Source organism: Pseudorhizobium endolithicum (assembly GCF_902153245.2).
Lineage (GTDB): Bacteria > Pseudomonadota > Alphaproteobacteria > Rhizobiales > Rhizobiaceae > Neorhizobium > Neorhizobium endolithicum.
Genome location: NZ_CABFWF030000010.1, coordinates 1 through 22,079, shown reverse-complemented (window position 1 = coordinate 22,079; position 22,079 = coordinate 1). Strand labels below are relative to the sequence as shown.

At 58.8% G+C, this 22,079-nt stretch carries 23 protein-coding genes and 1 pseudogene; 9 read left to right on the top strand and 15 right to left on the bottom strand.

Going from position 1 to position 22,079, the window contains the following annotated elements; translation table 11 throughout:
- Position 1: 1 nt before the first annotated feature.
- Genes RTCK_RS05920 through RTCK_RS05900 form a run of 5 tightly spaced genes read right to left on the bottom strand, consistent with a single transcriptional unit; the run spans position 2 to position 3,429 of the window.
- Entirely contained in the window at positions 2-391 is a 390-nt protein-coding gene (locus tag RTCK_RS05920) for a RidA family protein (protein ID WP_142592139.1), read from the bottom strand.
- Positions 392-407: 16 nt separating this feature from the next.
- The gene (locus RTCK_RS05915) at positions 408-1,178 is read right to left on the bottom strand and encodes an amino acid ABC transporter ATP-binding protein (protein WP_142592138.1); all 771 of its coding nucleotides are present in this window, start codon (positions 1,176-1,178) and stop codon (positions 408-410) included.
- A 14-nt stretch (positions 1,179-1,192) separates the two neighbouring features.
- The gene (locus tag RTCK_RS05910; protein ID WP_142592416.1) at positions 1,193-1,855 is read right to left on the bottom strand and encodes an amino acid ABC transporter permease; all 663 of its coding nucleotides are present in this window, start codon (positions 1,853-1,855) and stop codon (positions 1,193-1,195) included.
- A gap of 7 nt (positions 1,856-1,862) precedes the next feature.
- Positions 1,863-2,525 carry an amino acid ABC transporter permease gene (locus RTCK_RS05905; RefSeq protein WP_142592137.1) on the bottom strand — a complete coding sequence of 221 codons (663 nt, stop codon included), beginning with the start codon at positions 2,523-2,525 and terminating at the stop codon, positions 1,863-1,865.
- 58 nt (positions 2,526-2,583) lie between these two features.
- Entirely contained in the window at positions 2,584-3,429 is an 846-nt protein-coding gene (locus RTCK_RS05900; RefSeq protein ID WP_142592136.1) for a transporter substrate-binding domain-containing protein, read from the bottom strand.
- Between the two features lie 259 nt (positions 3,430-3,688).
- Between RTCK_RS05900 and RTCK_RS05895 the strand changes: the two genes are divergently transcribed.
- Positions 3,689-4,690 (top strand): alanine racemase, encoded by a 1,002-nt coding sequence (locus RTCK_RS05895; RefSeq protein ID WP_142592135.1) that lies wholly within the window; start codon positions 3,689-3,691, stop codon positions 4,688-4,690.
- 299 nt (positions 4,691-4,989) lie between these two features.
- Here the strand turns inward: RTCK_RS05895 and RTCK_RS05890 are convergent, their stop codons facing one another.
- The 7 genes from RTCK_RS05890 to RTCK_RS05860 all read right to left on the bottom strand — a co-directional run bounded on the left by RTCK_RS05890 (position 4,990) and on the right by RTCK_RS05860 (position 12,409).
- Entirely contained in the window at positions 4,990-5,484 is a 495-nt protein-coding gene (locus RTCK_RS05890) for a GNAT family N-acetyltransferase (RefSeq protein ID WP_211181439.1), read from the bottom strand.
- A complete protein-coding gene (locus RTCK_RS05885) occupies positions 5,484-5,780 on the bottom strand; it encodes a type II toxin-antitoxin system TacA family antitoxin (RefSeq protein ID WP_142523071.1) in 297 nt (98 codons plus the stop codon). Before RTCK_RS05885 ends, RTCK_RS05890 begins: the two co-directional genes overlap by 1 nt.
- Before the next feature lie 400 nt (positions 5,781-6,180).
- Positions 6,181-7,107 carry a 2-hydroxyacid dehydrogenase gene (locus RTCK_RS05880; protein WP_142523070.1) on the bottom strand — a complete coding sequence of 309 codons (927 nt, stop codon included), beginning with the start codon at positions 7,105-7,107 and terminating at the stop codon, positions 6,181-6,183.
- Positions 7,108-7,114: 7 nt separating this feature from the next.
- Positions 7,115-7,990 carry an ABC transporter permease gene (locus tag RTCK_RS05875; RefSeq protein ID WP_142523069.1) on the bottom strand — a complete coding sequence of 292 codons (876 nt, stop codon included), beginning with the start codon at positions 7,988-7,990 and terminating at the stop codon, positions 7,115-7,117.
- Between the two features lie 35 nt (positions 7,991-8,025).
- Positions 8,026-8,976: an ABC transporter permease gene (locus RTCK_RS05870; RefSeq protein ID WP_142523068.1), complete on the bottom strand. Its 951-nt coding sequence runs from the start codon at positions 8,974-8,976 to the stop codon at positions 8,026-8,028.
- Between the two features lie 74 nt (positions 8,977-9,050).
- Complete coding sequence (locus RTCK_RS05865) at positions 9,051-10,718, bottom strand: peptide ABC transporter substrate-binding protein (protein ID WP_142523067.1); 1,668 nt, start codon at positions 10,716-10,718, stop codon at positions 9,051-9,053.
- Between the two features lie 53 nt (positions 10,719-10,771).
- Positions 10,772-12,409 (bottom strand): ABC transporter ATP-binding protein, encoded by a 1,638-nt coding sequence (locus RTCK_RS05860; protein WP_142523066.1) that lies wholly within the window; start codon positions 12,407-12,409, stop codon positions 10,772-10,774.
- Between the two features lie 281 nt (positions 12,410-12,690).
- Here RTCK_RS05860 and RTCK_RS05855 point away from each other — a divergent pair, with 281 nt between their 5' ends.
- The 5 genes from RTCK_RS05855 (at position 12,691) to RTCK_RS05835 (ending at position 17,300) form a co-directional block, all read left to right on the top strand.
- Positions 12,691-13,254: a helix-turn-helix domain-containing protein gene (locus tag RTCK_RS05855; protein WP_211181435.1), complete on the top strand. Its 564-nt coding sequence runs from the start codon at positions 12,691-12,693 to the stop codon at positions 13,252-13,254.
- Positions 13,255-13,289: 35 nt separating this feature from the next.
- On the top strand, positions 13,290-14,606 hold the full coding sequence (locus tag RTCK_RS05850) for an NAD(P)/FAD-dependent oxidoreductase (protein ID WP_142592133.1): 1,317 nt from the start codon (positions 13,290-13,292) through the stop codon (positions 14,604-14,606).
- A gap of 67 nt (positions 14,607-14,673) precedes the next feature.
- Complete coding sequence (locus RTCK_RS05845) at positions 14,674-15,804, top strand: DSD1 family PLP-dependent enzyme (RefSeq protein ID WP_142592132.1); 1,131 nt, start codon at positions 14,674-14,676, stop codon at positions 15,802-15,804.
- Positions 15,805-16,546: 742 nt separating this feature from the next.
- Positions 16,547-16,789 carry a hypothetical protein gene (locus RTCK_RS05840; protein WP_142592131.1) on the top strand — a complete coding sequence of 81 codons (243 nt, stop codon included), beginning with the start codon at positions 16,547-16,549 and terminating at the stop codon, positions 16,787-16,789.
- Positions 16,782-17,300: a PRC-barrel domain-containing protein gene (locus RTCK_RS05835; RefSeq protein ID WP_142592130.1), complete on the top strand. Its 519-nt coding sequence runs from the start codon at positions 16,782-16,784 to the stop codon at positions 17,298-17,300. The genes RTCK_RS05840 and RTCK_RS05835 overlap by 8 nt, the downstream gene beginning before the upstream one ends.
- Positions 17,301-17,682: 382 nt before the next feature.
- Here the strand turns inward: RTCK_RS05835 and RTCK_RS05830 are convergent, their stop codons facing one another.
- Positions 17,683-18,447: a TetR/AcrR family transcriptional regulator gene (locus RTCK_RS05830; protein ID WP_235988599.1), complete on the bottom strand. Its 765-nt coding sequence runs from the start codon at positions 18,445-18,447 to the stop codon at positions 17,683-17,685.
- Between RTCK_RS05830 and RTCK_RS05825 the strand changes: the two genes are divergently transcribed.
- Positions 18,446-19,660 (top strand): MFS transporter, encoded by a 1,215-nt coding sequence (locus RTCK_RS05825; RefSeq protein ID WP_142592129.1) that lies wholly within the window; start codon positions 18,446-18,448, stop codon positions 19,658-19,660. The genes RTCK_RS05830 and RTCK_RS05825 overlap by 2 nt on opposite strands.
- A 164-nt stretch (positions 19,661-19,824) precedes the next feature.
- On the opposite strand, the gene RTCK_RS05820 is transcribed toward RTCK_RS05825, so the two are convergent.
- On the bottom strand, positions 19,825-20,244 hold the full coding sequence (locus RTCK_RS05820; protein ID WP_235988598.1) for a dihydroxy-acid dehydratase domain-containing protein: 420 nt from the start codon (positions 20,242-20,244) through the stop codon (positions 19,825-19,827).
- Between the two features lie 44 nt (positions 20,245-20,288).
- Positions 20,289-21,044, bottom strand: a pseudogene (locus RTCK_RS05815) (Glu/Leu/Phe/Val dehydrogenase dimerization domain-containing protein); the annotation flags it as partial.
- Positions 21,045-21,184: 140 nt separating this feature from the next.
- Here RTCK_RS05815 and RTCK_RS20775 point away from each other — a divergent pair.
- Together RTCK_RS20775 and RTCK_RS05805 are read left to right on the top strand one after the other, a co-directional pair.
- Positions 21,185-21,469, top strand: a complete 285-nt coding sequence (locus tag RTCK_RS20775) for a DUF6522 family protein (RefSeq protein WP_235988597.1) — start codon at positions 21,185-21,187, stop codon at positions 21,467-21,469.
- Positions 21,470-21,500: 31 nt separating this feature from the next.
- Positions 21,501-21,968: a hemerythrin domain-containing protein gene (locus RTCK_RS05805; protein WP_185927930.1), complete on the top strand. Its 468-nt coding sequence runs from the start codon at positions 21,501-21,503 to the stop codon at positions 21,966-21,968.
- Positions 21,969-22,079: the final 111 nt, after the last annotated feature.

Sequence of the window (22,079 nt, the reverse complement as noted above, 5' to 3'; positions counted from 1 at the left end):
ATCAGCCGCGGTCCGCGCGATAGGCAACGCAATCGACTTCCACCTTGCAATCGACCATCATGCGCGACTGAACACAAGCACGTGCCGGTGGGTTCTCTCCGAAGTACTCTGCATAAACCCCGTTGAAGCTCCAGAAGTCGCGCGGGTCGTCAAGCCAAACGCCGACGCGAACCACGTCCTCAAGGCCGTAACCAGCTTCCTTCAGAATTGCGATCATGTTCTCGATCGCCTTTCTGCTTTCAGCCACGACGCCGCCCCCGACGATCTCGCCCTTCTCCATTGCAACTTGCCCGGAGACATAGAGCCAGCCGTTTGCCTCGACTGCCCGTGCAAACGGCAAGGGTTGTCCACCGGCTCCGGTTTCGCCGGCGCCGTAACGTTTGATAGTCATGGTGACCTCACTTCTTCTAGTTGAAACTGGATGTTTTCAGGAACTCCGCCAAGCGCTCTGTTTTTGGCTGGACAAACATTTCCTTCGGGTCACCCTCCTCGCAGATCACGCCTTGATTCATGAAGATGACACGCTTTGATACTTCGAAGGCAAATCGCATTTCATGGGTGACGAGCAGCATGGTCATGCCATCTGCCGCCAAACCCTTGATCACCTGAAGAACCTCCCCGACAAGTTCCGGATCGAGTGCTGAAGTTACCTCATCAAACAGCATGAGGCGTGGATTCATCGCAATGGCACGGGCGATTGCTACGCGCTGCTGCTGCCCACCCGAAAGCTGCCCAGGAAAGTGGTCTGCGCGAGCGCCGAGCCCAACGCGCTCTAGCCATTTCTCTGCGACGGCTCGTGCTTCCGCACGAGACATCTTCTTGACTTTGATGAGACCGAGCATGACGTTGTTGGCGGCTGACATATGCGGGAAAAGATTAAATTGCTGAAACGCCATCCCTGTCAGCGCACGCTGCCGTGCAATGTCTCTCTCGCTCCTGCGGCGACGCTGGGTGGCCGTGGTGTTGTAGCCAATCTCCTCGCCATCAAGCCTGATCGTGCCGCCCTGGAATTCTTCCAGCATGTTGATGCACCGTAGCATCGTGGTCTTGCCAGAGCCGGACGACCCGATGATGGAGATCACCTCTCCCTCTTTCACCGTGGTGTCTACGCCCTTCAGCACTTCAACGGCACCATAGGCTTTACGCAGTCCGGAGATCTCAAGAATTGTCTTTGCCATTCGGTACGAATTCCTCAAGTCGGCACGGCCGTCTTGCGCTCGACATATTTGCCGAAGCGCTCGATGGCGAAATTGACGACGAAATAGAGCAGACCAGCAAAGAAATAGAACTGGAGGCTCATGAAGTTGCGGGAGATGATTTCCTGGGTACGCAGCAGCAATTCCGCCACTCCAATCACCGAGAGCAGGGTTGAGGCCTTCACCATCTCTGCAGCGGTATTGACCCAAGTCGGGAGAAACTGACGCAATGCCTGAGGCCAAAGCACACTCGTGAACGTCTGGCTAAAGGTGAGGCCGATTGCCATTGCCGCTTCCGTCTGCCCCTTTGGGATGGCCTGAAGTCCGCCACGAACAATCTCTCCCACATGTGACGAGCAGAAGATGGCGAGCGCCAACACTCCGGCTGAGAACGGTCCTAGATCGAGTCCCACGGCTGACGAGACGTAGTAGCTTGCTAGAACCAGCACGAGGACGGGCGTTCCCCGAACGATGTCCGTGTAGCCCCGAACTAGAAGGCGCACCAGAAGTGGCCCGTATGTCAGGGCGAGGCCCACAAAGACCCCGGCCAGTGACCCGAAGATGATGGCCAGGAGAGAGATCGATACTGTTGCACCGAGGCCGCTCAGGATGACGAACCGGGCGATCCATAGCTGATCGAGGAAAGCAAGGAAGTCCATCATGTTCTCACTTCGGAACGGCTAGGCGGCGCTCGGCCATGCGCATAAGTGCAGCAAGCGCAGTACATGTGACCACGTAGAGACCGGATGCAACGAGCCAGGTTTCAATGACGCGGAAGCTCTCGACGTTGATCTTTCGGGCCTCAAAGGTCAGCTCGGGCACTGCGATCGCAGCTGCAAGCGAAGTGTCCTTGAACAACGAGATGATCGTCGACGAAAGCGAGGGCAAGACGTTGCGAAACATCAGCGGCATGATGATCGAAGTGCGGATCTGCATTGGCGTCAAGCCAATTGCGAGCCCGGCTTCGGCAAGGCCCTTGGGGATCGAGAGGAGCCCAGCACGGAACACTTCGGCGAGATAAGCACCGGAATATACTGCCAGAACTGCGACAAAACTCTCGATCTTACCAAGTCGTACGCCCATCTGCGGCAACGCGAAGTAAGCGAACAGCACAAGCACAAGGATCGGCAGATTCCGAATGATGGTGACATAGCCGATGGCTGGCCATTTGGCAGCACGATAGGTGGATGTCAGCGCGAACGCCGCAACGAGCCCAATTATAACGCCGATAAAAATCGAGACGAAGGCAAGGCCCAGGCTCAACGCGAGGCCAGCCAAGAGCTGGTCGAAGTTGCGCCAAACCACGGCGAAGTTAAGTGTGTAACCCATAGGAGCTCGTCATCCGGAGAATATGGAGCGGGACTAAAGTTCCCGCTCCATTCATCAGCTACTTGTACTCGACAGGGAAGCCGATCTGCGGCGGGGTGAGGTCCTTACCGAACCACTTCTTGTAGGACTCGGCATAGAAGTCGAACTCGACGCCCGTCATAGCTTCGTGAAGCGCCGTATTGACGAAGTTCAGCCAGTCCTGGTCACCGCGCTTCACGCCACACGCGTAGGTCTGCGGGTTCCAGCCGTAGCCTGCGTCTTTGTAACGGCCGGGGTTCTGGGTCATGTACCAGGCGAGCGAAGACTGGTCCGTCGCCGCGGCATCGGCACGACCCGACTCCAGGGCCTGATAAATCAGGTCGACAGAATCATATTGATCGACATTGGCCTCCGGCAGCGCCGCGTGAATCATATCCTCAGCATAAACGTTCTGAAGGACGGAGATCGTAACTGACGAACCAGCGGCCTTAAGAGCCTCATAGTCAGCATACTGGCCGCCTTCCTTCAGCATCAGGCCAACGCCTTCCCGGTAGTAGGGGATGGTGAAAGCTACCTGCTGCGCACGCTCTCCTGTGACCGTCATGAACTGGCAGGTCAGGTCGACCTTGTCGGTGGTGATGTTCGGGATGCGAGCATCAGACGACTGGTTTACATATTCGATCTTGTCGGGGTCGCCGAAGAGAGCCTTGGCAACGATGCGGCCCATATCGACGTCAAAGCCCTGTAACTTGTCGTCGTCGCTTTTGAAATGCCACGGAGCATTTGTGGAGCCGGTGCCGAGGACGAGATGCCCACGAGCAAGAACTTCATCCAGTTTGCTCGCCTGTTGTGCAATGGCCGGCGCACCCGCCAGGAAGGTTGCAGCAGCGAGCATCAGCGCGGCGGTTTTTAACGAATTAGTCATCGCGTTCCCCTTTGTAAGTAATCAGGCGTGTCCAGTATAACGGACGCATGTCTGATTTACTGGATTGACCTATTCAGCCGCAGGCGCCATAGCTTGTCAAGGCGCTACACCGCGTCATTTTGCGGAACCCAATGTCGACGGAACACCCGCAGTAGTCTCAACCCACCTCCTCCGAGGCAGTCATGTTGCTTGCTGACAATTCTCTTACAGAAATAGACACTCGGCCGTCCTCGTAGACCTCGCAGTCGCGAAGGCGAATATTCTGCGCTTCCAGCAGTATGCGGATGTACACGGCATCAAGGTTCGGCCGCACATCAAGACGCACAAGCTTCCTTTGGTAGCGGAGATGCAGCTTGAGGCTGGGGCGGTCGGCATAACATGTCAGAAGGTCTCGGAAGCCGAGGCAATGATCGCTGGTAGTTCTGCTATCCGAGATATTTTGATCACCTACAACGTTGTCGGACAGCAGAAGCTTCAGCGGCTACGACTGCTCGCGGACAAGGTAACACTGTCGGTTGTAGCCGACAGTGCGGAAGTCATCGACGGACTTTCGGAAGCATTCGCCCAAGCTGAAAAGCCCCTGACGGTACTGGTAGAGTGTAATACCGGCGCCGATCGGTGTGGTGTATCTACACCGAAGGATGCGGAAGCGTTAGCAGCCAAGATCGTAGCGGCACCTGGTCTGGTGTTTGGCGGGCTGATGACCTACCCACCCGCCGGAGGCGAAGCCGCGGTCGAGCGTTTCATGACAGAGGCAAAGTCATTGATCAATGCGCGTGGCGTAGCCGTGCCTGTGATCACCTCCGGTGGAACACCAACCATGATGCATGCGGCGGAGGCTCCTGTGGCGACAGAGTATCGGCCTGGAACCTACGTCTACAACGATCGCTCACTCGTCGCTCGCGGATCGTGCGGATGGGATGATTGCGCCCTCACAGTCGTTGCTACGGTTGTCTCAGTCCCGGCAGAGAACCGCGCGATCATCGATGCCGGTTCCAAGATCCTGACATCAGATCTGCTTGGTTTGACTGGCTGTGGCCATGTCTTGAGCCGGAACGACATCCTGATTGATCAGTTATCGGAGGAACACGGTCGCTTTGTCAGCGATGGCCCCATCAACTTGAGGGTGGGGGAGAAAGTTCGCATCGTGCCGAACCACGCATGTGTTGTTACAAATATGGTCGATAGCCTGTTCATTGCGCGTGACGGCAACATTTCGCCGAAACCACTGCCAGTCCTGGCACGCGGAAAGCTGGTTTGACGCTAGCATTTTGTCTGTGGGACTTCGCAGGCCGGTCGCGGCTTGGCAACTTTAGGAACACGAACCACTGCTGCATTCTGCGATTTGGGCAGTTGATGAGATATGAACCTGTGACCTGCTATTGGAATTCATAAGCCGGCGCTTCATTAGATTTTCACTGACGCAAGACAGTCGCGGCGACCTTTGGATCAAACGTCGCCACTGCGACGCATCGGCTGTTCACCGGGCTTTCAGCACATGTCGGCTCTTTGCGCTATCGACCTGCTTCTTCTCACTTGGACGACGCTCAACGATAGCGTCTACGCGTTCAGTGCGTTGCTGAGATCTTTCAATCCAATCATCAGCATCATCGGATCGGACGGAGAAGGCAGAAATCCAACAGCTTCATAGAAGGCACGCGCATCATCCGAAATCGCATGCACCAGTACGCCTCGGATACCGAGTATCTCGGCGGCATTAAGCAGGCGCAGGCCTGCATCACGGACCAAAGCCCGACCTAGACCTCGGCCCTGGTAAGATCGATCAATAGCCAGTCGACCAAGTACTGCGACTGGGATCGGGTCCGGCATGTTTCGCCTGAAACGGCCTGGTGCTTCTGGCGGCTTCACTGCGCCGGAGGCGAGCGCGTAGTAGGCAACAACGCGATTTCCCTCGCAGGCCACAAACGTACGAGATGCCCCACCTGCCTGATTGGCGCGGGCTCGTTGACGCAACCAATCGTCCAGTTGTGGAACGCCGGAATCAAACTCGTCCAGTTCATGATAATCGGCTAAAGGAGCAGGCGCAGTTAGTATCACGCCTCGTCCCACGGCGCTTTAGTCGACATTGTACGCTTCAACCGCTTATTCGACTGGGCGGGCGCATCGAGGCGAGCAAGGTATTCGGTATAGACCTCGGGGCTTACTGTGAAGACGGTGCGGTCTAGCAGCACTTCCTCAGCTCGCCGTTCCGAGGCCTCCAACATGAAGTCCGTGCGCGTCTTGCCGAGCAACTCAGCCGCGCGGTCAATAAGGTTGCGAGTCGCGGGCTTGATACGGATATTCAATGGAACACTTGCATTCACATTCTTGCTAGTGTGTGACGTCGGCATGGGCAACTCCTATGTCCTAACGCTATGTAGCGTAACGACACCATCGTTACAAGAGCCGTTACGATGGTGTCGTTACGGATGTGTTTGTCGGCCCATCAAACCTAGTCTTTCTCGCTCTTGATGGGTTACGAACCTGGAACCCGCTTTCCTTCGAATGGGCAGCGGCGGACAAACTGGGCAAATCAAGCAGGTAGTGCATTCCAATGTCCCAAAAAGGGGCCGCAAGCTGCCATTCTGGTTGTGCCAGATGCTCCGCCGAATGTCATTGGAGCTCGTCCTCTCTCATATTCGTCGTCAGCGGTCCTGATGAGGTTCGAAAAATACTGCCGCTCCTGCTGCAAGTATGCGCGGCCGCACCGCGCCAACCCAAAGTCGGTCAGGATGAAGCACCGAGCCGTCGTTAGTACCCGCGCTCCACGGCCACGACACCTGCCATCGGCTTTCCCGCTCCGTGACGGTCCAAATTGCCCGCGATCGCCGTTGCCAGCATCTCGACGCGCGTCATGCAGGCAACGTGCGGTGTCAGTATGATCTTGGGATGCCGCCAGAACCGGTGCGTGTCGGGCAGAGGTTCCGGATCGACCACATCGAGGAAAGCGGAGCGGAGTTGCCCGGCCTCCAGGGCCGACAGAAGATCATCGTGCTGTAGATGCTGGCCGCGCCCGGCGTGGACGAGCGAGGCTCCGGTGGGCAGCCGATCGAACAGGTCCTTGTTCAGAATGCCGCGGGTTTCGTTGGTGAGTGGCAGGAGGCAGACCAGGATATCCACCGACGGCAGGAAGTGCTGCAAGCCGTTGGCGCCGTGGAAGCAGTCGACGCCTGCGATCTGGTGCGGGCTGCGGGCCCAACCGGAGAGCTGGAAACCGAAGTTTGCGAGGGCAGCGAGCGCTCCCTTGCCGAGCTCGCCGAGCCCCATCACCCCGACCCGGCGCTCGCTGGCCGGCGGCGGGAGGGAGACCTGTCTCCAGACGGACTGCTCCTGCTGGGCGACATAGGCCGGCAGATCGCGATGAAGGCTTAAAACGGCCATCGTCACATATTCCTGCATCATCGCCGTGAGCCCCGGATCAATCAGCCGCACCAGCGTCACGCCTTCCGGAACGCCTGTGCCCACGAACTGATCGACGCCCGCGCCCACCGAGAAGATGATCTCGAGATTGATGAAGTCGGCCAGGTCCTCGGGGATCTTCCAGGTGAGGAGATAGCGGATGTCCTTCTTCTCGAAACCGTCGTCCGGCAGGACGAGGACCTGGTCCGGAGCAACCTCGTTGAAGCGCTGCTTCAGCCGCTGACCACGCTCGGCGTCGATATTGGCAAGGAGAACCATGGGCGTCTCACATGTGGTCGCTGCGGACATCGAGCGCATCGCGCAGGCCGTCGCCGATGAAGTTGAAGCTCGTCACGGCGATCGTGATGGTGATGCCCGGGATGATCGCGAGCCACGGCGCCGTCGACAGATACTGCTGCGCGCCGTTCAGCATGTTGCCCCAGCTCGGCAGCGGCGGCTGGATGCCGTAGCCGAGGAAGCTGACGTAGGCCTCCAGGAGGATCGCGCGGGCCACCGTCAGGGTTGCGGCCACGATGATCGGTCCGATGGCATTGGGCAGGATTTCCCGAAACATGATGTGCGCGCTGCTCAGGCCCATCATCCGGCTTGCCTGCACGAAATCGCGTTCACGCAACGAGCGCACTTCCGCCTCGACGATCCGCGCGACCTCCATCCAGCTGGTGAGTGCGATGATGATGGTGATCATGATCGGGGTGGGCTGCAGAAGGGCCGCCAGCGCCAGCAGCAGGAAGATCGACGGGAACGACAGGAAGGCGTCAACGATACGCATGAGTGTCGCGCCGACGGCACCGCGATAATACCCCGAGACGACGCCGATCAACGTTCCGATCATCGTCGACAACAGCATGGCGAAGAAGCCGACAAGCAGCGATATGCGCCCCGCCTCCAGAAGACGCGCGGCAACATCACGTCCCAGCGGATCGGTGCCGAGGAAATGGTAGCCGGTCAGCGGCGGCGCAAAACGGGCGCGCAGATCGATGTAGAGCGAGTCGTAAGGAAGAAGATAAGGTCCGACGATGCAAGCTAACGTCAGCAAGGTGATCATCACGAGGCCGATGATGGCCAGGCGGTGGCGTGCAAACCGACGGACGCCACGGCTACGCCACCAGGGCGTTTGGGCGGGGATGGCGAGAGCGCTCATGGGTATTTTTCCTGCTTCTGGCAAATCGATCGACATCAGCTGACCCTGATGCGCGGGTCGACGAGGGCCACGAGAAGATCGGCGATGAGGCTGCCGAGCAGTACGAGAATGGCCGAGACCATGAGCAGTCCCATCACCACCGGATAGTCGCTGTAACCGAGGCTGTCGAGAAAGAGGCGCCCCATTCCCGGCCAGGTGAAGACGGTTTCGGTGACGAGCGCTCCGCCCAGAATGCTTGGCAACTGCATGCCGGCCAGCGTGATCATCGGCACCATGGCGTTGCCGACAACATGCTTCATCAGCACCCGGCGTTCCGTCAGCCCCTTGGCGCGTGCCGTCTTGACGAACTCCTGGTTGATCACGTCGAGCGTCGCCGTACGCATGTAACGGCTCCAGACCGCGACGTTGACCAGCGACAGAACCAGGCTCGGCATGATGAGGTGGTGTAGGTAATTCAAGACCGACCCATCCCCGATCGTGTACATATTGCCAGCCGGCAGCCATCCGAGCTCCAGGGTAAAGATGTAGATGCCGACGAGCCCGAACCAGAAGGTCGGAATCGACAGCGCCACCATGGCGCCGATCGTCACCGTATAGTCGAAGATCGAATAGGGTCGCGTCGCGCCGTGGATACCGATCCAGGTTCCGATCGCGATGGAAAAGGCGGTCGATGTTCCCATCAGAAGAAGCGTCGCGGTGATGTGACGACCGATGACGTCCAGCACCGGCTGACCGTCCCGGTAGGACGTTCCCCAATCACCCTGCAGGAGGCGCCAGCCCCAGTCGAGATACTGCACCGGCAGAGGCCGGTTCAGACCCATCTGCTCGGCGATGCGGTCCATTGCTTCCTGCGTCATGCCAGGGGTCAGGGCGAACTGGGACAATGGGCCGCCCGGGGTGAGGTTAAGCACGGCAAAACCGATGATCGAGACGATCACCAGAAGAACGATGCTCTGCCACAGGCGATTGAGAAGATATCCCGCCATGGTCTGCTTCCTGCTTGTGTTGAGACATTCAAGGTGGCGGCAGTGTTTTACGCCCGCCGCCACCGATCACCGGTTTAGCTCGCCCAGTAGTAGGAGCCGGTATTCCAGGTATCGATGCGGGTATTGATATTGGGTTCTACGCCTTCGATACGTGCGTCACGCCCGCGCACCGTCATGTTCTGGAACAGCGGCAGGAACGGAAGGTCGGCGCGGATCTTCGCCTGCACCTCGCGGTATATCGCCTTGCGCTTCTCCTGGTCGAAGGTCTTTCCACCCTCTTCCAGAAGCGCATCCACCTCCGGATTCTTGTACTGCCCGGTGTTGGCACCGCGTCCGCCCTGCGCCGGGATGGCCTCGGAGTGGAAGCGATAGGTGACGTCCGGATCGGCGCCGATCATGAAGATCACGCCGACCATGGCGGTGTCGAACTGCGACTGCGTCCAGAATTCGCCCCACATGACAGCGGGCGGCAGGTTCGAGATCTTCATCTCGATTCCGACCTCGGCAAGCGACTGCTGAATGAACTGCTGGGCCTGCTCACGCAGATGGTTGCCCGAAGTCGTGGAGTTGGTGAAGGAGAGCCGCACGCCATCCTTCTCGCGAATGCCGCCAGCGCCCGCAACCCAGCCGGCCTCGTCCAGCAACTGCTTGGCCTTCTCGACATCGTAGCTCTGCTTCGGCAGGTCCGGATTGAAGTAGGCGGACTCCTGCGGCATGTAGGTCTCGGTGGGCGTCGGCAGGCCGTAGTAGAGCGCATCGATGATGGTCTGCTTGTCGATCGCGGCATAGATCGCCTGACGAACCGCAAGATCCTTAAACTGCGGGCGCTCCATGTTGAGGTAGATGGATTCCACCGTTGCAGTGGAAACGGTGTTAATCACCTTGCCGTCAAGGCTCTTCGCCTCTTCGTAGTTGTCCGGCGTAATGTACTGCGAGCCGATGATGTCGATGTCGCCGCTCTTGAACTGCGTGTAGAGCACGGTGAGATCGGGAATATACTTGTAGATCAGGCGGTCGACATAGGGGCCTTCGCCAAAATAGTCCGTATTGGCGACAAGCTCGACATGGTCACCTGCGGTGCGGCTGCCCCACTTGAACGGACCGGTGCCAACCGGCGCATTGTTGAAGGGTGCGGTATTGGGATCCTCCGCGGCGCCCAGAATATGCTCCGGCACGATGAAGGTGTCGGCCAGGAACGAGAGGTAGGGTGCAAACGCGCTCTCCATTTTCCAGGTGATCTCCGTGGGAGAGACAACCTTGATGTCGCGAACGAGCGTGTGACCCGTGGTCCGCCAGCTGCGGAAGTTCGGGTTGACGATGAGCTCCAGCGTATACTTCACGTCCTCGGCGGTAAAGGCTTCGCCGTCATGCCATTTGACGTCGTCGCGCAGCTTGACGCGCCATTCCAGGCCGTCCTCGGAAATACCGCCATTCTCGATGGATGGAACTTCCGTGGCGAGGCCGGGCGTGAACGAGCCGTCCGGAGCAATGCGGAACAGCGTGTCGAAAAGCGAGAAGTGAACGCCGTCATCCACCTCGATGCGCGGCATCAGCGGGTTGAAGACCGTGGGCTCCTGCGAGAAGCCGACCACGATGCGGCCGGTCGGAGTTTCGGGAGGCGTTGCGCCGAAGGCCGGCCTGCCGAGAAGGTTCGGCATGAACACGCCTGCGGCGGTGGTGATGCCCAGCATCTTGAGGGCTTGGCGACGTGTCGCGGCGAATTTCTGTTTCTGATCGGTCATGCGCATGTTCCCCTGCTTGTTGAAGTTATGAACCGTCGATTGTGGAGGTGTTGCTAGGCCGCGACCTTCTCTCCCGGAATCGCGGCAACCAATTCGCGTGTGTAGTCGGACTGCGGATTGCGGAATATCTGCGAGGGCGGGCCATGCTCCACGATCACCCCGCGCTGCATGACGAGGATCTCGTCGCAGATCTGGCTCGCGACACGCAGGTCATGGGTGATGAAGATCATCGCCACACCCGTTTCGCGCTGGATGTCGTTGAGGAGTTCCAGAATCTGCGCCTGGATCGAGACGTCGAGCGCAGAGACGGCCTCGTCGGCCACGAGAAGCTTCGGCTTGAACATCAGAGCGCGCGCAATCCCGATGCGCTGGCGCTGGCCGCCGGAGAACTCGTGCGGATACCGGTCGAAAGCACCGCCGTCGAGGCCGACATGCTCGAGCAGCGCCCTTGCCTCCTGGCTCGCCTTCGCCGGTGCCATGCCATGCGCGACCGGTCCGGCAGTCAGAATGCGACCGATCGTCGACCTGGGGTTGAGCGAGGCAAAGGGATCCTGGAAAATCATCTGGATCTTGGGGCGGAGCGCGCGGAACTGGGCTTCCTTCATCGGTGCGATGTCCTGGCCGTCAAAGAGGATCCGTCCGCCATCGCTGTCCATGAGCTTCACCAGAAGCCGTCCGAGCGAGGACTTGCCGGAGCCGCTTTCCCCGACGATCCCGAGGGTCCGTCCGGGCTGGAGCGCGAAGGAGGCCCCCTGCACTGCCTTCACCACCCGCTCCTTGCCGAAGAAGATGCTACCGCTGCGGTATTCCTTGCGAAGATCGTCGACCTCGATGACCGGCGCGCTGCCCGTCACCTCTTCATGCGTGCGATCATTATCGGAAAGATGCGGAACGGCGGCGATCAGGCGCTTCGTATAGGGATGCTGGGCGTTGCGGAGCACCTGCTCGGCACTCCCCTGCTCCACGATGACCCCCTGCTCCATCACGATGACGCTGTCGGCGATCTCGGCCACGACGCCGAAGTCATGGGTGATGAACATCACGCTCATGCCCTTGCGGCGCTGAATATCGCGGATGAGGTCGAGGATCTGTGCCTGGGTGGTGACGTCTAGAGCGGTCGTCGGTTCGTCGGCAATGAGAATGGCGGGCTCGAGGGCAAGCGCCATGGCAATCATCACCCGTTGCCGCTGCCCCCCCGACAACCGGAATGGATACTGGTGGTACATCAGCACTGGATCTGGCAGGCCCACCTCCGCCAGCAATGCGAGCGACCTTGCGCGCCGCTCGTCCCGCGTGCCCTCGCCATGCGCAAACATCACCTCGTCGATCTGGTCGCCGACCGTCATCAGCGGATTGAGCGCCGAAAGCGGGTCCTGGAAGATCATCGAGACGACGCGCCCGCGGATGTCGCGGAGAGCCTGCGGCGATGCATCCGTGAGTTCGACATCACCACATCGGATGCTGCCGGCAGAAATGCTAATGGCACTTGGGAGCAGACCCATGACGGCATTGGCGGTGACCGATTTACCAGAACCGGATTCACCAATGATGCAGAGGATTTGACCGGCCTTCAGATCGAAGGAAATTCCGCTCACTGCGTGCTTTCGCTCCATGCCCTTCGGCAAGTCGATCGTCAAGTTGCGAACTGTAAGCGCACTCACAGGCGCAGCTATAGGATCATGATTGGCCATGGCCGAACTCCAACCCTTCTTGTTCTCATTTTCATCGATGATAGGCTTATAATGAAAATTTTGACAAGGGTCGACCGAAGGGCATTCGCACCAGGAAATCTTTGAAAGAATATCATTTGCATTAAATATCTGATTCTATGAAATTATTTTGCAAAGCTACTTTTTTCCCGGATTTTCATCCGCATACTGCTGAACAAACATATTGAAAATCTACTCGAGATATTTCAATTTTCTGCAGGGTGGCTAGAGGGGTGTTACGGATGTCCAGGGGAACACAATCGTTGATTGGGGCGACCGTCAGGCAATTGCGCAACGCCAAGGGCATGTCCCTTCAGCAGCTGGCGGACAGCTCGGGCGTGTCGGTCGGCATGATCAGCCAGATTGAGCGGGATCTCGCCAATCCGTCGATGCGCGTGCTGACCGCGATCCGACGGGCACTGAATGTGTCCATTCAGGAAATGTTTGGCGAGCAGCCGGACGAGGCGCCGGAACAGGGAGATCCGCCCTTCGTGCGCCGCCTGAAGGATCGCCCCCAGATCGACCTCGGACTGCTCAAAAAGGAGCTGCTGACCGCGAGCGGCCATCATCACTTGCAGATCATGATCCTGCGGGTCGAGCCCGGTGGCGTCTCCGGCAACACGGCCTTGAGCTATCCGGCGGAAAAAGGTGGCCTGGTTCTTTCCGGTGAGCTCACGCTGACGGTCGGTGAGCAGACAAGCACTCTGCGCACCGGCGACAGTTTCGTCTTCGACAGCGCGCTGCCACACAGTTTCAAGAACGTTTCGCAATCCACTGCGGAGATCCTCTGGATCATCGGCGCGGTGCAGTTCGACCGTCATCTCTAACAAGCTCAAGACACTAAGGGAGCATTGAGACCGACATGCCCGAGAACAATCCAGCGCCGGCACACAAGACCACCCCCTTCTGGTGGGAGGCAGCACCGGTTCGCCCGCTGCCGGAAAAATCGCTTCCGGCCACCGTCGATGTCGCGATCATCGGCGCGGGTTACGCGGGCCTTACCGCCGCATTGCATCTCTCCCGTGCGGGCCGCTCGGTCGTCTGCCTCGACAAGATGAACCCCGGAGAGGGTGCCTCCTCGCGTAACGGCGGCATCACCAGCGGCAACATCCGTCTCGACCATGCAACGCTGGTTCGCCGCTTCGGAGAGCCCCGCGCTATGGCGATCGAGGCGGAGGGCAAAAAGGCGCGCGAATTCCTCTATCACCTCCTGGCGACGGAGAACATCGACTGCGACTTCAGCCTCTCTGGCCGTTTCAGCGGCGCGCTAGGCCCGTACGACTACGACAAGCTCGCCCGCACGGCGGAAAAGCTCGAGAAGAAGCTGGGCATCGAGGCCTATGCGGTGCCGCAGTCCGAGCAACGCAATTATCTCGGGACGGATTTCTATCGGGGCGGGTCCGTGCGCATGGACATCGGCGGCCTGCAGCCCGCAAAATTCCATGCCGAACTGCTGCGTGTCGCGCTCGAAGCTGGCGTGGAGGTTCGTTCGGGCGTCGCCGTGACGGCGGTCGAGAAAACTGGCAGCGGTTTCCAGGTCACCACGGAGGCCGGTCGGATCTTCGCACGGCAGGTCCTCGCCTGCACCAATGGCTACACCGACAATTCCGACCGCTGGCTGCGCCGGCGCATGGTGCCGATCCGCAGCCGTATCATTGCGACGGAGGAACTGCCGGAAGGCCTTATGGCAACATTGATGCCTAAGCTGATGATGTGCAGCGAGACCCGCAACCTCGGCTTCTACTACCGCCCGTCACCGGACAACAAGCGCATCCTGTTCGGCGGACGCGACGGCTCCACATCCGGCGAGCCGATCGAGCCCACGCTGCATCTCAAGCGCAACCTCATCGAGATTTTCCCTGAACTGAAGGACGTCACCCTTACCCACAGCTGGTTCGGCCACGTCGCCATGCACCGCGACATGATCCCGCGCATCTTCGAACGGGACGGCGTCGTCTACGCCACAGGCTTCTGTGGCTCCGGTGTTGTCTGGGCTCCCTGGATCGGAACGCAGGCTGCAAGAAAACTGATGTGCGACAAAGACGTGGAGCCATCGGCCTTCGACTTTCGTCCGCCCTCGGCCGTGCCATTCTACACCGGCAAGCCGTGGTTCATGCCGGGCGTTATGGCGTGGTACCGCCATCTGGATCGCAAGCTCATGCGACGCGCCGGTCGCTGAGACCTCTGCGGCATGCAGGGTGACTTGCGTGCCGCTCGTCTTCACCTGCTAAGGGAAACGCCGTGCCATGACCGTTCCAACCTTCGCGCACTACAACCTGGATGCACCCGGCTCACGGTATGCGCTCAACACGCCCGCACTTGTTCTCGATCTTGATGCCTTCGAACGGAACGTCGAGACGATGGCGGACATCATGCGAGCCCACGGCAAGAACCTGCGGCCACATGCGAAGTCCCACAAGTCGCCGACGATCGCCAAAGCCCAGATCGCGGCCGGTGCGGTCGGCTGCTGCTGTGCGACGCTGGATGAGGCCGAGGTCATGGCGGCAGCCGGAATAGCGGGCATTCTCATCACCTCGCCGGTGACGACCGCGCTCAAGATCGACCGGCTGATCGCGCTGGCCGGCAGAACTCCCGATACGATGGTTGTGGTCGACAATCCGGCCAATGTTGAGGCGCTTGCGGCAAGGGCCGCTGCCGCCGGCATCAGGTTGAACGTGATCATTGACGTGGAGCTGGGTTTCGGACGGACAGGCGTCACCTCGCCGGAGGCCGCCGTTTCGTTGGGTGAGACGATGAAGACGCTGCCCTCCCTCGCGTATCGGGGCCTCCAGGCCTATGGCGGGCACATCCAGCACACCATCGATCCTGACGAGCGCTTGGCGCTGTGCAGGCAGGCGCACCTCAAGATCGACGCGGTGATCTCGGCGCTGGCGGCAATCGACATGAAGCCGGACATCGTCACCGGCGGGGGCACCGGAAGTCACGCAATCGATGCAAGGGAAGGCCCCTTCACCGAAATCCAGGCCGGCTCGTATATCTTAATGGACGCCGAATATGAGACGGTGATTTATCGAAGTGGCACGGCTTGGCCCTTCGAAAATGCGCTATTCGTCCAGACGGCGGTGATCAGCACGAACGTCGCGGGCTCCGTGACTACTGACGCGGGGACGAAAGCATTCGCGCTCAATGGCCCCCCTCCGCGAGTGGTAAGCCCCGGATTGGAAGCCGCCACCTACAGCTACGCCGGCGATGAGCATGGGCGCCTGCACCTGCACGATGCTGCACACCCATCCATCGGCGAGGTCATCGAATGTGTGGTCCCCCACAATGACCCCACCGTGACATTGTATGGTCAGTATCACTGTGTCCGAGGGGACAAGCTGGTGGCCCTCTGGCCGGTGCTCGCCCGCAGGTGAACGACCATGCCTCCTCAACAACGACGACCACGAAGGCCTGATGCCGACAACAGTCGGTCACATTTTTTTAGTGATAGTTGGGAAAGTCTCAAATCCTTTGGACGGCAAAATATTGACTTCCTCGGGTATTGTGACAATTCCTCTTGGCCGACAGTCGTCGCGAAGTCTGCTAAGCAGAAAGACCAACGGAATGCAACGTATCCCGCTGGAGGACGATAAGCCGGCCACACTACCATCACTCGGCTGCTTGTTCTGCTTGCGACAAGCCGGTCTCGGCGACTCGGCCTGTTCGGATACGGACCGTACGATCCTGTACTACTGCTCACAGCTAGCCAACCACCGGCGTCCGCACTCTCTATGGCAGCTTTTAATCCGCCGCCTAGCTTGGGCGGCAGGCTTTCCCGTCGGCGTTTCTGCCACCAATGCTCCTTCCGGTCAGCAAACCTTCCATGACATGTGCAACATTGGTCTTCATACTTAGGTTCTCTCGCTTGTCGAAGATGAGAGTGCATTCAAGTCCAATGTCTCGGCCTGGGAAACAGGAGCTGAGGTGTGGGATATCAGCAAGCGCCAAGCCGAAGGTGTCTCCCCGACACGCAGGGCGACGCGCTGAACCGGCCGCCAATGCTCGAGCTTCTTCAATGGCAGTAGCAACTGGTTGATATATTTATTTATTTTGGAACATTCTGCCGATCGGGAGGGTTCTTGAAGCCTGTTCAACATCAACGAAAGGACTGTCGTCGTGAACAAGAGAACCCTATCCCTACTGCTTTTGAGTGCCGCATTTCCGCTGGCCGCCTCTGCCCAAACGACAGCTCCCGCGGCTGGCGCAAACGACGCAGGCGTGAACCAGACGCAGCAACTGGACGCCAACCAGAACAATGCTCATGGAGGACTGAATGATGCGCGTCCTCTGACACAGGGTGCTGATGCCGGGATGTCTTCTCAAGGGCTTTTCGTGACAATACCGCAGGCGCGTGAGTGACCTGGACGGCAAGGCGGTCTTCGGCGCAGATGGCGAAAACATTGGATCGATCAGCGATGTACTCGTCAGCCAAGATGGAAGCGTCAACGCTGTAATCGTTGGCGTCGGCGGGTTTCTCGGGCTCGGTCAGAAAGACGTAGCCGTTGATATCGGTGCGCTTGAACTGGGACCAGGTGCGACACAGAAAGAGGCAGACGCAGCTTCGATGGCAAATCTTGGCATCTCGGGCGAAACCACCGCATCGACTGCGCCTGATCCGACTGTGACGCAGGAGCCTGGCCCCTATGGAACAACGACCGGCGCCCAGAACACGACTGACATGGGCGGCGCCCAAGGAACCAGTTCGACTAGCACTGGCATGCCAGCCGAGAACACCCCGCTCGCCGCCAACAATACCAATCCTGCTCGCATCGGCGAGGACGGCCTGCCTGACCGGATCATCCTGAATGTGACCCGCGATCAGCTTGAGGACGCTCCGGAGTTCGGAGGCGCTCGAGCAGAGCAGCCCTGATAGCCAGCTTCGTCAAGAAACGGTCTCCGCAGGTGTACTGCGGAGACCGGTCCCAACGACATATCATGCCGGACGGGAGCACCGCCTGCCAAAACGTTCTACCCAACCAGAGCCGTCATGCGAATCCTGCCCTCCCTAGCGGCTTCGCGGCAAAGTAATCGCTCCGTGAATACCGGCAGAAAACAGAAAAGTGCCTTTGCGACAGTGAGTCGGCGATGGTATCGGCCGCCAAGGCAGCATTGGTCCCGACTGCCGTCATGGCCCTAATCTGCCGCAAGGGATCACGATCTGCGCCAAAGCAACATGCGGTTTGCTGACAGTTACCGCTAATGCCTTTAGTAGAGCAACTAGGCTCCTGTCATTCCTGCGGCTATTACGATACCTAAAGGTGTCTTTCTGCTTTGGTGGTCGCCATGACCGGAATCGTGCGATGTTCGAGTTCAATCTGGTTTGTGGACGAGACAAGTGCGCTCATCGCCAGTTCGACCAGGGCCCTGAGCTGCTCGCGATTAGCCCCATCGCGCGCCTGGAACGATATTGCCTGCATGATCCCGTTATAGAAGTCCGCAAGGCGCTCAACTTCCGTGTCAGCCGGAAGGTCCCCCTCATGCACTCCGCGCTCAAGGCGTTTTCGCAACATCACCACCGTCTTGTGGCGAGCGGCAAGAAGATGGGCTCTTGCGGCTTGGTTTTCGGGCAGGCAGTTGACGAGGCCGAGGATGAGAAAGCACCCGCCCGACTTCGATGAAAGCGCGACGTTGACGCTTTCCTCCAATGAGGCGCGAATTCCTTGTCTTGCCGTTTCCGATTGTTCCAGCACGCGCCTCGGTCCGGCGCCCACCGTCGCCAAGTAGAGGTCGACTGCTTCATGGAAAGCCGCTTCCTTGGAGCCGAAGGCCGCATAGAAACTGGGGGGAGTGATGCCGATCGCGGCCACGAGATCATTGAGGTGCGCGCCTTCGTACCCTTTTGTCCAGAAAACTTCCATCACGCGGGCAAGCGCGTCATTGCGATCAAAGCTGCGCGGCCGACCTCTGGTGGTCATAAGCATCCTTTCTGTAGTTAGCGTTATATAATTCGCTTGACCGGCTAGAACAAGGCCGCTAGCTATTTCTGTAGTCATACTTACAGAAATGATAGATGCCATGGCCAGTGCCGAACCGCTCCACGATTCCATCTCATCCGCAGACGTTAGTCATATCCGCTCCTCGCGGATCCCCCCGGCGATCTATCTCCTAGGTGCGGCTGTGTTTGCCGTAACGACATCGGAGTTCATGGTTGCCGGCATCATGCCGTCCCTTTCATCAGCCTTGGGCGTCTCCGTCGGTGAGATCGGCTATCTGATTTCCTATTTTGCACTCGGCATGACAATCGGGGGTCCATTGGCAACCGCACTCCTCCTCGCTCTCAGGGTGCGGAACAAGGCAGCGTTTCTCTGGCTGCTTGGCCTTTTCGTCCTCGGCAGCATCGTGACCGCTATCGCGCCCAACTATGGCGTCATGGCGCTTGGCCGCATCATTCAGGGCATATCCAGCGGCGGGTGCTTCGGGATCGCTCTAACAATCTGCGCCAGCCTTGTGTCTTCGAACCGTCGTGGCCGAGCGGTCTCAGTAGTGCTTGCTGGACTGATGCTCTCACCTGTTGTCGGTGTGCCTGCCACAGCGATGATCGAACAGTCTTTCGGTTGGCGAGCCAGCTTCTGGAGCGTCGTTGTTCTGGCGGCACTTGCAATGACAGTTGTCGCGATCGGTGTTCCTTCGGCGAAACACGATGGATCTGCAGACCTGCGAAGCAGTCTCGCAGCTCTCAGAAACGGGCGGCTTTGGACAGCCTATCTGACCAGCAGCCTTATCATCGGTGCCACGTTTGCCGCCTTCAGCTATTTCTCACCCATCTTCACGCAAATCGCGGGCTTGCCCGAGGGAGTAATTCCAATACTGCTCGCTATCTATGGGTTGGCTAATGTCTTGGGCAACCTTGTGATTGGCCGCTTCGCCGACCGCTTCACAATTCCCATCTTGATCGGCGGGCTGACGATCCTCGCGTTCGCTCTAGCCACCTTCGCCCTCTTCGCCACCATCCCCGCGATCGCGATTGCGGCCTTCATCACGATCGGCCTCTTTGGGGTAACGATGAACCCGGCCATGGCTGCGCGAGTGATGCGTGCTGCTCACCCCGATCCGATGGTGAACGCAGTCCACTCGTCGGTCATTACGACCGGACTTGCAGTCGGCACCTGGGCGGGAGGATTAGGCATCGACGCCGGATATGGTCTCACTGCGCCGCTCTGGGTGGGGTTTGCTTTGGCTCTCGCTGGGCTCCTGAGCCTGGCTCCTAGAAGAGCAAGGCGGCTATCGTAAGCCAAAAGCCGCTACGATGATAAACATCAAGCCCATCCGCCTGTAGGGCTCGTAAGCGGACGCGTTCTCGTTTACGAGCTCTTCTCCCGACGAACCAACAACACCGTTCCCGCAGGATCTGAAGTCCGCGACCTAAGAATCTCATCCAGATTGTCGCCCGCGTCTCATCCTGATTGCCGCGCTATATTCAGGTCACAGAGTACCGGAATCTTGCGCCGTACACGTTCGCAGTCATCCAACGTCCAATCGATGTCCGCTGCATGGGCGATCGCAAGATAGTGGAGCACGGCGTTCGTCGATCCACCTGTCGCCATGACCAGCGCAACAGCGTTCTCGATGGACTTTCTGGTCAGGATGTCACGAGGCTTGAGACCGTTCTTAACTGCATCCACCAGGACTGTGGCAGATTGGGCAGCACTTTGCAGTTTCTCCTCGTCGGGGTTTGCCATGTTGGCAGATCCGAGGAGAGACATTCCCAATGCCTCGAACGAATAGCTCATGGTGTTGGCCGTGTACATGCCAGCACAAGATCCGGTGCTCGGACAGGCATTACGTTCGATGCCTTCAAAATCTTCGGCTGCCATCGTCCCTGCCATAAACGATCCCACGGCTTCGAAAGCCGACACTGTACCTTCTCGACGGTGTAGACCGCGACGTTGCCCGAGCCGGACACGACGACGTTCCTTCCATCGAAACTCTGGCCCTTCGTGGCGAGCATTGACTGAACAAAATAGGTGTTGCCATAACCGGTCGCTTCCGTCCTTGCGCGGGAGCCCCCGTAGAAGAGGGCCTTGCCGGTAAGTACGCCTGCTTCGTAGCGGTTCGTCAGACGCTTGTACTGCCCGAACATGTAGCCGATCTCGCGTCCACCGACGCCGATATCGCCTGCCGGCACGTCCGTATATTCACCGATATGGCGGTGAAGCTCGGTCATGAAGGATTGGCAGAAGCGCATGATCTCGCCATCCGATCGACCGCGCGGGTTGAAGTCGGAGCCCCCCTTGCCGCCACCGATCGGCATGCCGGTCAAAGCATTCTTGACGGTTTGTTCGAAGCCGAGAAACTTGATGATGCCGACATTCACGGATGGATGGAAGCGGATGCCGCCCTTGTAAGGGCCCAGCGCCGAATTGAACTGGACCCGAAAGCCGCGGTTGATCTGAACTTGGCCCTCATCGTCGACCCAGGGCACGCGGAAGATGATCTGTCGTTCCGGCTCGCAGATGCGCTCGATCAGCGCATTCTCCAGGTAGCGCGGGTGCTTTGCGATCACCCGTCCAAGGCTCTCCAGGACTTCCCTTACGGCCTGATGGAACTCTACTTCGCCTGCGTTGCGCCGCAGGACCTCCTGAAGGACCGGCTCAAGCTTCTCGTCATTCGTCACCAATTCGGGCAGACTCCAGTCATACAGCTTCGGCATACGTTTGTTGATGTGAGTTTATGAACTCCCAAGCTTCCAATTTGCATTTCCGCAAACTGTTAGGCGCCCAACCCGCTAGAATTGATTAGTTTCCCCAACCGAGGATGTTCGGAGTGAGGATCGAGTACATCGAATCCGGTGACATCGGCCTTGATCCCGATGAGCTAGCGCGCGAATTCCAACTCTCGGCCGACACCCTCCGGCGCTATCTCCGCATGGGTCTCGTCGCGAGCACGGTCGAACGCGGTGAAGACTGTGACCTTGGCAAGACGCGCGTTACAGTCCGGGTCGGCAACCGCATCTGGCAGGCGGTGGTAGAGCATGGAGATATCGTTCACCAGGAAAGGCGCGTCCTTCGAGCAGTCACTCCGCTCCGGTCGACGCCATAAACTTGCAGCGAACAATCAAAGGACCAGAAAAATGGCAATCCTGCAGCCCCTCTCTGCTCGTTACCTGGCGACCCTGGAGATGAACCACCAAGCCCTCCTTGATCTCTGCTTGAAGCTGGAGGAACTGTCCGCCTCAAGCTCAGAGGAGATCGAAGCCGCTACGTGTGATAGGCTCGAAGCAGACCTTCTTCCTCTCCTGCGGCAGACGCAGCAGCTCGAAGAGCAAGCCCTTTTTGAACAATTTGCGGCCGCGACAGAGTCAACTTTCGGTACGCATTTCACGCAGGAACTAAAGGCGGAACACCGTTGTGATCTGGCCGCCGCCGCCGATGCCTTAGCGGTGCTGAGATCGATTAGAAACGATACTGCCGCGATCGAACCGGCCCGCCACCTTCTGAGGGGATTCGCGGAGTCGCTGCGTCGTCATATCAATTCCGAAAAACTAGTTATCGAGGCGCTTTTATCGTCGGAAGCAGAAAAGCGCCCTATCTTCTCCTAGCGATCCATCTTCAAAAACTGCGCAGGCCAATATTAGGGTCGAAACCCATTGATCATGTTGATTTGCTGCGGCAAATCGGATTCAAGGTTCCCAATCAATGGATTGGAGGCT